The 9,209-nt window shown below is 56.4% G+C and carries 8 protein-coding genes; 2 read left to right on the top strand and 6 right to left on the bottom strand.

Going from position 1 to position 9,209, the window contains the following annotated elements; all coding sequences use genetic code 11:
- Positions 1 to 244 precede the first annotated feature (244 nt).
- The gene (locus tag E1J53_RS23665) at positions 245 to 601 is read left to right on the top strand and encodes a hypothetical protein (RefSeq protein ID WP_134274831.1); all 357 of its coding nucleotides are present in this window, start codon (positions 245 to 247) and stop codon (positions 599 to 601) included.
- Positions 602 to 840: 239 nt separating this feature from the next.
- Here the strand turns inward: E1J53_RS23665 and E1J53_RS23660 are convergent, their stop codons facing one another.
- From E1J53_RS23660 to E1J53_RS23650, 3 genes are all read right to left on the bottom strand, one after another.
- The gene (locus E1J53_RS23660) at positions 841 to 1,992 is read right to left on the bottom strand and encodes a lycopene cyclase family protein (RefSeq protein ID WP_134274830.1); all 1,152 of its coding nucleotides are present in this window, start codon (positions 1,990 to 1,992) and stop codon (positions 841 to 843) included.
- Between the two features lie 170 nt (positions 1,993 to 2,162).
- The gene (locus tag E1J53_RS23655) at positions 2,163 to 2,612 is read right to left on the bottom strand and encodes a hypothetical protein (protein ID WP_134274829.1); all 450 of its coding nucleotides are present in this window, start codon (positions 2,610 to 2,612) and stop codon (positions 2,163 to 2,165) included.
- A 164-nt stretch (positions 2,613 to 2,776) separates the two neighbouring features.
- The gene (locus E1J53_RS23650; RefSeq protein ID WP_368671773.1) at positions 2,777 to 3,532 is read right to left on the bottom strand and encodes a carotenoid biosynthesis protein; all 756 of its coding nucleotides are present in this window, start codon (positions 3,530 to 3,532) and stop codon (positions 2,777 to 2,779) included.
- A 288-nt stretch (positions 3,533 to 3,820) separates the two neighbouring features.
- Between E1J53_RS23650 and E1J53_RS23645 the strand changes: the two genes are divergently transcribed.
- Entirely contained in the window at positions 3,821 to 5,503 is a 1,683-nt protein-coding gene (locus E1J53_RS23645; protein WP_134274828.1) for a M12 family metallopeptidase, read from the top strand.
- A 12-nt stretch (positions 5,504 to 5,515) separates the two neighbouring features.
- On the opposite strand, the gene E1J53_RS23640 is transcribed toward E1J53_RS23645, so the two are convergent.
- The 3 genes from E1J53_RS23640 to pth form a co-directional block, all read right to left on the bottom strand.
- Positions 5,516 to 6,352, bottom strand: coding sequence for a phytoene/squalene synthase family protein (locus tag E1J53_RS23640; RefSeq protein ID WP_134274827.1), 837 nt, complete (start codon positions 6,350 to 6,352; stop codon positions 5,516 to 5,518).
- On the bottom strand, positions 6,345 to 7,880 hold the full coding sequence (locus E1J53_RS23635) for an NAD(P)/FAD-dependent oxidoreductase (protein WP_253932305.1): 1,536 nt from the start codon (positions 7,878 to 7,880) through the stop codon (positions 6,345 to 6,347). The genes E1J53_RS23640 and E1J53_RS23635 overlap by 8 nt, the downstream gene beginning before the upstream one ends.
- A gap of 87 nt (positions 7,881 to 7,967) precedes the next feature.
- Positions 7,968 to 8,525 carry an aminoacyl-tRNA hydrolase gene (gene pth / locus E1J53_RS23630; RefSeq protein ID WP_134274826.1) on the bottom strand — a complete coding sequence of 186 codons (558 nt, stop codon included), beginning with the start codon at positions 8,523 to 8,525 and terminating at the stop codon, positions 7,968 to 7,970.
- Positions 8,526 to 9,209 lie beyond the last annotated feature (684 nt).

Below are 9,209 nucleotides of genomic sequence, written 5' to 3'. Positions count from 1 at the left end.
ATAGAAGAGCTCAATGCTGTCTTGTCAAATTTATTGTCAGGGCCATTTCCACTTCAAGCCATTAGTAGAACTAATGCTATCCTATGATCTTGGCTTTGAACCTCGCCTACCATTGATGTCAAAGATCGTGTCGCCGGCTCGCTCCTGAATGGTTCGCCGAAAGTCAAACCTTTCAGCACGGCACCCAGGGCCGACTTTTATCTTCCAAAACCAGTTCCGAAAAACCAGTCTAAAAAGTCAATTTTTGATCGCCTTGCTTTCAAAGCGGCTGCAAAATTACAGCGACTATTTTTACTGTGCAAGACCTGAAGAGATTTTTTTGAAAATTATTTTCAAAGTCATCCCCTCAACGCAACCCCGCTCATTTTGCGGGCCGCAAAGGTACCAACTTCATTTTCACTCCCGCAAGCTTTTTGAAAAGATTTTTCCAAAAAGATTCCTGCCAGAGGAAAGGCTCCCGAAGAGCCGAAAGTGTTACCGTCCCGTGGGCATTCCCGGAGGACTAATCGAACACTTGAAATCAAAGGTTGGTGGTGAAATCCAGTGCCTTAAAAAGGACCGGATGGCTGCGATGTCTTTCAATCGCGGGGCGCAAAGATAAGGCCCGTGACTGTAAACGTGCAAGCTCTTTAATGGTTGAAGAACAGAATATTTTTTCTTCGCCCAAATCTTCCCTGATCATCAGGCCTTTAGCGTAAAAAAAAGTTTTCGGTGAGTCCCCGGGCGGGCCCTTTAGCCCGGCCCAAGGCCAGATCGGTCGGCATCCCGGGCTATTCTTTGCACCTGCACGCCGTTGCCTAACGGGCTAGTCGCATAAACGCTCCGCCGCCACGGGTCTTCTCAAGCCACCAAATGGCGGGGCACCTCCTTCAGAAAGGTAGCCCCGAAGGTGAGGATGTCCATCGTCGACATCAGCTTCAGCTCTTCCAGTACGGAGCTTTCGCCGTTGAGGAAATCAAAAACCCGGGTGGAGGGATTATCCGCAAAGAGGTTGACGAAGATGTCGCTACCGGGAATGGTGCCTTCCTCCAGGATGCGTAGCAGGATGGCATCGTAGAGGATGTGCCGCCGGGGCCAGGCGGCCACCGGGGCCGTATCCGGGAACCGCTGGGCCACTTCCCGCAATTGATGCTGGAGACCGAAGAAGGTGTAGCCCGTGGAGGGCCGCGTGGCGCCACCGGCCATACCTATATATATAAGGTTACCGCTGCGGTAAGGGAAGCGGTAGGTCGTCATGGGGATATTCCCCTCTTCCGTGTGGTTGATGTCGTAGGGTGCCGTGGTCCAGTGTTCCCGGATGTAGTCCGCAAGCAGCCGGTCGTATTCCTCCCGCTGAAGGTGCCGGTTACTGAAGATGGCGATTTCCACCATCGCCCGGCGCGGGGAAAAGGGCAGGACATAAAAGAAGCGACACTCCTTTTCCTGGGGCGTGCGAAAATCCATGAGGGCCGCCGTAGTGGGGTCAAATACGTCGGTTTCCGTTTCGATGAACCAGCCACGGAAGTGTTGGTCCAGATAGGGATAGTCTTTATTTGGCCCGGGGGGCAGGTGCAGGGGGATACTGCTGAAGGCCGTGTCCGCACGATACGCCGCATTGTCAATCCGGAAGGTGACGCCTTCTCCCTCACTGACGACATCCCGGGCGAAGCCCTTGATCCGGGTCACCTCGGGTCTGGCGTCAATGACGTCATTAACGAAGGCGTAAAACTCCGTAGAACGGATCAGCTTGTACTCAAAGGGAGCCAGGTTCAGGTCGACTTCCCGGTAATCATTGTGCACCGTCACCGCCGGCCAGCGGTGGTACACCAGGTGCTCGAAGGGGCCGGGATGTTTTTCCCAGAAGGACCAGGTCCGGTCGTGGGCGCTCTTCCTCCCTTCGGGGTCGACCAGGAGGATTTTTCTACCGTCCATCTTCCTGGCGCGCTCCAGGTGATACAGCAGGCTGAGGCCGGCCAGGCCACCACCCAGGACCGCAATGTCGTAGTGATTCATGGTTCCCCCGATTCAGTTAAGTGACCGTCCGGTAACCAGCGACATTGTCAGTAAACAATCCACCAGTCGGGAATCCCGGAGGCCAATGGCAGTGGAACGGCCGGCGGGGCAATATGTTTTGGAATTATCGTCCGAATGCCCAAGCGTGCTCCCCGCAACCGGAAGGTGAATTACTGCCGTAACTTTTTAATCTTTACCATTGGTCCGGGGCACATGGCTTGATGGCAGGCCATACAATTGTCGACCAGGTTTTCAAAAATGCCCGCCAACTGGGGAGTGCTTGCCGACTGCAAATCGACCAGACTCTGTAAGTAAAGATTTGCGTAGGCTTTGAATTCCGGAGAGGCCGCCTTTTCGGGTTCCGTCGCGTGGGCCTGCAAAATTTCCTCGTGATTCAATTCTACGGTGACGGGCTCGCCGTTCTCAATCTGTGTTTTGATTTTCCTGGCTTCGTCAAACATGGCGCGCATTAAAAGGGCCAGTTCACTATCGCCGTTGGGATTGATCGGACTTTGCACCGCAGGCTTACTAAGCGCGATTTCCGGTTCTTCTTTCCCGCAGGAAACGACCACCCCAAAAAAGAGAGACAGTAAGAGGAGATACTTGTGGTGGTTTCGCATGGAGACGGGGCTTTTATTTTTCGTACTTAACGAGAAGGTCGGTCTGGCCACCGCGTCGGTAATGAGCGTGAGTTGCGGTCATGGCTACGGAAATTCGCCCAAACATAAGAGCTAGTCCGGACTTTAAAAATCCCCCGTATTACCGTCAGCACCTCCACGGTTACTCATAGCGCAAAATTGAGGACGAGGAAGAAGAACAGCTGGGCCAGCAGGTACACCAGCAGGAGGGGACTTCGGTAGCGAATCCGCAGCAGTTGCAGGGGTAAAGAAATCGCGAAGGCGATCGCGGCCCAGGCCAGGTAGTTTTGCAGGGGGATGTCTCCGGCCGCCCAGGTCCAGTAATCCAGGGCGATGGCCACGGGTTCGATGGCCACGTCGTAGAGGGCCGTAAATATTCCCGCCAGCAGGGCCGCCAACGTGGCCGTGCCCAAAGACCGGTTCTCCCGGACTGCTTCAGGGGATTTCGTGGCACCCGTCCTGGTTGAACCGAGGATTTCGCCTTGCCCCACATCCTCGCCCCCGTCATGACCAAAACGGTCAAGCAACCTTTCCGCCAGGTCGTTGCACGCCAGCGTCAGGGCCGCCCAGTTTAGGGCAATAACGAAAGGCACGCCCAACCACTGCCACCACATGGTCGGGCCGTAGGTGTAGTCACCGAAAATGGCCCCGGTAGCCACCCCGATGGCTTCCAGAGAAAAGGTAATGCCGTAGGCCGCCACCAGCCACCAGAGGAGGCGAGCGTCTACGTTTCTACGCCAGAGGGCGAAAAACAGCAGTCCGTTAATCACCAGCAGCAAACCATCGGTCGTCACCCGGGTAACGGGCAGCACGGAAGGCAGGAGGTGCGCCAGCGTGCCACTGGCAAAGGCAAACAGGAAAAACACGGTCAGCCAGCCCTCCAAACGATCAGACTCAAACACTTCAACAAGTTAAGTTCAGGATTTCCAGCGTCCCGGACCACGTCGGTCCGGGTTGCCATCGGTTAGGTCAACGGCCACGCATCAGGCAGCCGTACCATCAGGACAATTTTATGTCCCGGCGGTTCACCACCATGCCGCCTTCCGTACCGGAGGGGCTGCGGATGGGGCCGGTTCCGTTAATAGCTTCCCATCTAAAGCCACGAAAAATTGATAAGCTTTTTTTAACGTCAACGCACAGTAAGGATTTCCGGGCTGCGCAATTGGGTAATAAATCAAACCCACTACACCATGCGTACCCAACAAATTTACTGCCTCGTATTTACGGCCCTGTTCTTCTTTTTTGGTTGTGAATCCGAGGACCTCACGCTACCCGACGAAGCCCCTACCCCCATTTCGGTGGAACTTACCGAGACGCCGCCGGAATATCACCACGGTATCATCACGAACACTCAGGTTCGTGAGGTAAACATTCCCTTGCTGGGGATTACCCAGCAGATGACGGTAACGGAAGTTGACGGAAAGTTCTTCATCGAAGGTGACATTCTGCTGGGTGAGGCAACCGACTTCCCCAACCGATCGGCGACCATCGTCTGCCGTGGAGAGCAGTGGTCCGGCGGAGTTATCCCCTATCATTTGCCCCGGAACCACCCGGCAAAAGCCGAGATCGAAGCGGCCATCCAGGCGGTTATGGCGCAGACCAACCTTTGCCTTACCCCCCGGCACGAACACGAAGATTACGTCCACTTTATTTCCCAGAGTGGTTGCAGTTCCTACGTAGGTCGGCAGGGTGGCCGACAAGACATCGACATCACGACCGGTTGTTCGCGGGGCTCCATTATTCACGAAATTCTCCACGCCGCCGGCATTTATCACGAGCATAGCCGCAGCGACCGGGATAACTACATCAACGTTCATTCGGAGAACATCATCACGGCCTACGAACACAACTTCGATAAGTATGCCCCCGGCGCCATCCAAAATCATGGAGACTACGACTACGGGTCCATCATGCACTACCCCAGCTCCGCCTTCAGTAAGAATGGCCGCCCCACCATCACGGTGAAGACTCCCCCCGCCACTGCGGGGACCACCATCGGGCAGCGCCGGGGCCTCAGTCCCGGCGACATTGCGGGAGTAAATGACCTTTATCCGGTAGATAATTTCTGCGGCGAAGCCGAAGGGTACCTGGTTTCCTACGGCGGAACGACCAACTGGCAGCTGGTACACGTCACCCCGGTAAACTCGGATGACCTGCTGGTCGGGGACTTCGACGGCGACGGCAGCGATGACCTCTTGTGGACCACCGGGAGTAACTGGCAAGTGAGCTACTCGGCTACCTCCGCCTGGACGCCAATCAACGGCAGCAATTACCGAAGCGATCAGCTGCTGGTCGGCTATTTCGACGCGGACAACAAAGCCGACATCATTCTGGCCGACGGCAACAACTGGCGTATTTCTTCCGGAGCCAACACCAACTGGCGCACCATTCACGGCAGTTCCTTCCAAAAGAAAGATCTGCTCGTCGGCAACTTCATCGGTGACTACCGGGACGACATCCTGGTGGCCAACGGTAACCCCTGGCGGGTAGCTGATGCCGCCCAATCGAGCTGGGTGGTCGTCAACGGAAGTACCTACCGTCGCCAGAGCCTTATGGTCGGCAACTTCGCCGGTGACCAGTACGACGACATCCTGCTCGCCGACGGTGACAACTGGGACGTGAGCGACGACGCCAACACCAATTGGCGCACCATCAATGGATCAGACTACGCCATTGGGTACCTCATGGTCGGAAAATTTAACCAGGACGGTACGGACGACATTTTACTCGCCGACGGCAACAGCTGGCGGGTGAGCGACAACGCCGACACCAACTGGCGTACCATCAACGGATCAGACTACACCAAGCAGGATCTCGTCCTGGGCGACTTCAACGGCGACGGCATCACGGATGTGTTGCGCTGGTACGGTTAATTAGGCTAGCGTCTACAACATCCCGAAACGTGCCCGGACCGCGGAAGTGGCCAACAGGTAAACCTTCCGCCCATCCGGCACCCGAATGCGTTCCTCCGCCACCTGCGTGGCGGGGGAACGTTTGATTTTCTGGAAGAGCTTGAGGTAGTAGGTATAGGCCAGGTAAACGCCCAGTCGGGCGCTGGTGGGAAGCTGTTTGATTCCCTCGTAGCCGTAATCGAAATCCGCTTTGATGTCCGCTTCGATCGCCTCCTTGGTGGCCTGGTCGAAGTGATTGTAGTCCACGCCCGGGAAGTACACCCGGCCACGCTCTTCGTAGTCAGACTTGATGTCCCGCAGGAAATTAATTTTCTGGAAGGCAGATCCCAGGGCCCGTGCGGGGTCCTTCAGGCGCTCGTATTCTGCTTCGTCCCCCTGCACGAACACCTTGAGGCACATCAGCCCCACTACTTCCGCGGAGCCGTAGATGTATTGCTTGTAGAGGTCGTCGTGGTAGCGGCTGAAGTCCAGATCCATGGCCATGCTGTCCAGGAAGGGATCAATCAGGTCGCGGCCGATGCCGTACTCGTTGGCCACTTCCTGGAAGGCGTGCAGAACTGGATTGAGGCTGATGCCTTCCTCCAGTGCCCGGTAAGTGTCTTCCCGAAAGCGCTGCAGCAGGGTGGCCTTGTCCTTATCGTGGAAGGTGTCCACGATTTCGTCGGCAAAACGGACGAAACCGTAAATACCGTAGATGGGGGCACGCAGGGGTTTATCAAACACCCGGATGCCCAGGCTGAAACTCGTGCTGTAACGACGGGTGATCAGGGAGGCGCACTCCCGGCAAACTTGATTGTATAAGCTAAGCATGGCTTGAATTGGAAAGGGACGTTGAAGACGATAGTTCTTTTGCACCGGTCAGCTTGCGGTGAATATCCCGAGCGGCCACCTCACCGGAGATGATGCTGGGGGGCATCCCTGGTCCCGGGGTCGTCAGTTGTCCCGTGTACCAGAGGTTGTCCAGTTTTTTACTCTTCAATTTAGGTTTTAAAAAGGCCGTTTGGGTCAGGGTGTTGGCCAGGCCGTAGGCGTTGCCCCGGTAGGCATTGTAGTCGGATTTGAAATCGCGGTGGGCGAAGCCCCGGCGGTACACGACGTGCGGACGGATGTCCACGCCCGTCCGTTGCGCAAAGCGTTCGCTCATCAGGTTCCAGTAGTGCTCCCGCCGCTCATCGGTATCGTCCAGGTCGGGGGCCAGGGGCAGCAGGAAGAAGAGGTTTTCCTGCCCCGCCGGAGCCACCGAAGAATCCGTAACCGAGGGGGCGCAAACGTAGAAGAGCGGATCTTCCGGCCAGGCGGGTTCCTCGTAGATTTCGTGGGCGTGGCGATTGAAGTCCGCATCGAAAAAGAGGGTATGGTGGTGCAGACCGGGAATTTTGCGGTCCAGTCCCACGTAAAACAGTAGGCTGGAAGGCGCCATGACGCGCTTTTGCCAGTAGGATTCACTGTACACCCGGTCCTGGGGGTCGAGGACTTCCTGCTCGAAGTGGTGGTAGTCGGCTCCGCAAATCAGTACGTCGGTGGGGTATTCCTTGCCGTTGGCGGTGGTTACTTTCCGGACTGTCCCCGCTTCCGAATGTACTTTGCTTACCGGAGAGCCGGCGTGAATCTCCACGCCCAGGCCGCGGGCCACCGCGGCCATACCTTCGATGATCTTGTGCATCCCGCCGAGGGGATACCAGGTGCCCAACTTCAGGTCGGCGTAGTTCATGAGGCTGTACAGGGCCGGCGTATTGGCCGGCGTAGCGCCCAGGAACAGCACCGGAAACTCCAGCAACTGAATCAGCTGCGGATGCTTGAACAGCCGGCGAACGTAGGTAGACATATCGGTGAGCATCTGCAGTTTCACGGCGGCCTTCACCACCCGCAGATCGGCAAAATCCATCATGCTGTGGCCCGGCTTCTGCACGAACTCTCCGAGGCCGACGCGGTATTTGTACTCCGCTTCGTCCAGGAAGCGCCGCAGGTTAGCCGAACTGCCCGGCTCCAGGCGTTCAAACAGCGAAAACAAATCTTCCGTCGAAGCGGGCACCTCAATTTGATCGTCCTTGCTGAAGTAGATTTCGTAGCTCGGGTCCAGGCGCACCAACTCGTAGTGCTCGGCGGCCGAGGAGCCAAAGTCCTTGAAAAAATTGTCAAACACCTCGGGCATCCAGTACCAGCTGGGGCCCATATCGAAGGTAAAACCATTGTCCGTTTTAAACTGACGACAACGTCCGCCCAGCCCCTCGTTTTTTTCGAGGATGCGCACCCGGTAGCCCTCCCGGGCCAGGTAGCAGGCGGCAGAAAGACCGGCAAAACCGGCGCCGACGATCGTGATTTGTTTGTCCAAGGTCATGTCTCTGGTTCCCCCGCCTAACAGGGGAAACCCGAAAGGGTTTTTACCGTGGCAACCTTGGTGGTACGAGAACGGGCATTTACGCCTTTAACCGCCCTTTTTATTGTACTTGTTCATGGTGTTCTGCAGCCCGTGGGCGCAGAAACTCAGGCAAATTTCGGCGGCGCGATCCAGGTGACCGGGCAGGTCCCGGAATTCTTCTGCGGGCCATTCTCCCAGTACGTAGTCGGCCTGCTGCCCGGGGTGAAAGTCTCGGCCGATGCCGAAGCGCAGCCGGGCGTAATTGTTCCCGCCGGTGAGTTGATCGATGCTTTTCAGGCCGTTATGGCCAGCGTCGCTGCCCTTGCCGCGCAGGCGCAGGTGGCCAAAGTCGAGGTGGAGGTCGTCCATGACGACCAGCAGGCGCTCCTTCGGGATTTTTTCCTTCTGCAGCCAGTAGCGCACCGCCTTTCCGCTCAGGTTCATGAAGGTATCGGGCTTGAGCAGAACAATCTGCTTGCCCCGGTGGCGAATGCGGGCCAGGGCGCCATGACTGGCGGGCGACCAGTCTTCACTCAGTCGCTCCACCACCCGAAAGCCCACATTGTGCCGGGTATCTTCGTATTTGGCACCCGGGTTGCCCAGGCCAACGATTAAAAATTTCATCTCAGGGGGATCATTTGATTCGGTCTTCCCGAATAGTTGACGCAGGTATTTCAACATGGCGCGAAGGTACGGGGGAGAAAGGGAATGAAGGATTGAGGGACAGAATGATTGAGGGATTGAATGGGCGGGCAGCGGCAGAACACGGGGGCGCGGGGCGTGAAGCGCAGCGGAATACTCGGCTCAGCCGGTGCAGGTGCAGCGTTCGTTGGTAAAGACCGGTATTTGGGGGGCAGTCATTCGCTGCATTTGTTGCGATACCGCGACACCTCCGATCAGCTCGCTGCGCTCGACAGATAGGAGGAGCGCTATTCGGTTCCTTCAATCATTCATTCCTTCATTCCTTCAATTCTCCCTTAGCCCGCTCATCCGCTACATCTTTTCACCTGGCGCAGCCGGGGGAAGGTTCATTGATTGTTACGGGCAGCCAAAGGGATAATGGAGAAATACGTCAACTCTCCTCACAACAACTTCCTCTGATTCCGTAGCGCCGGATTTATCCGGCGAAAGGTTTTGTCAACGGCTAAAGCCGTCGCTACTGTAATGATTTGGTGTTTATCCGCGACACCTCCTTTAAGTTTGGCTCTGTCTCCTTTTGACTCACATTCAAATTGGATAGATGCGTAAATGACGATGGCAGCCCTCATCGTCTGTGGAGCTGCCATCGTTACTTACGTATCGTTAACC

Source organism: Lewinella sp. W8 (assembly GCF_004375085.3).
Lineage (GTDB): Bacteria > Bacteroidota > Bacteroidia > Chitinophagales > Saprospiraceae > Neolewinella.
This window is presented reverse-complemented; position numbering and strand designations above follow the sequence as displayed.

Coding starts and splice junctions, on each gene's coding strand:
- E1J53_RS23660 (WP_134274830.1), bottom strand. CDS start 1,992: ATGAATCACTACGACATTGCGGTCCTGGGTGGTGGCCTGGCCGGCCTC.
- E1J53_RS23655 (WP_134274829.1), bottom strand. CDS start 2,612: ATGCGAAACCACCACAAGTATCTCCTCTTACTGTCTCTCTTTTTTGGG.
- E1J53_RS23645 (WP_134274828.1), top strand. CDS start 3,821: ATGCGTACCCAACAAATTTACTGCCTCGTATTTACGGCCCTGTTCTTC.
- E1J53_RS23640 (WP_134274827.1), bottom strand. CDS start 6,352: ATGCTTAGCTTATACAATCAAGTTTGCCGGGAGTGCGCCTCCCTGATC.
- E1J53_RS23635 (WP_253932305.1), bottom strand. CDS start 7,880: ATGACCTTGGACAAACAAATCACGATCGTCGGCGCCGGTTTTGCCGGT.
- pth (WP_134274826.1), bottom strand. CDS start 8,525: ATGAAATTTTTAATCGTTGGCCTGGGCAACCCGGGTGCCAAATACGAA.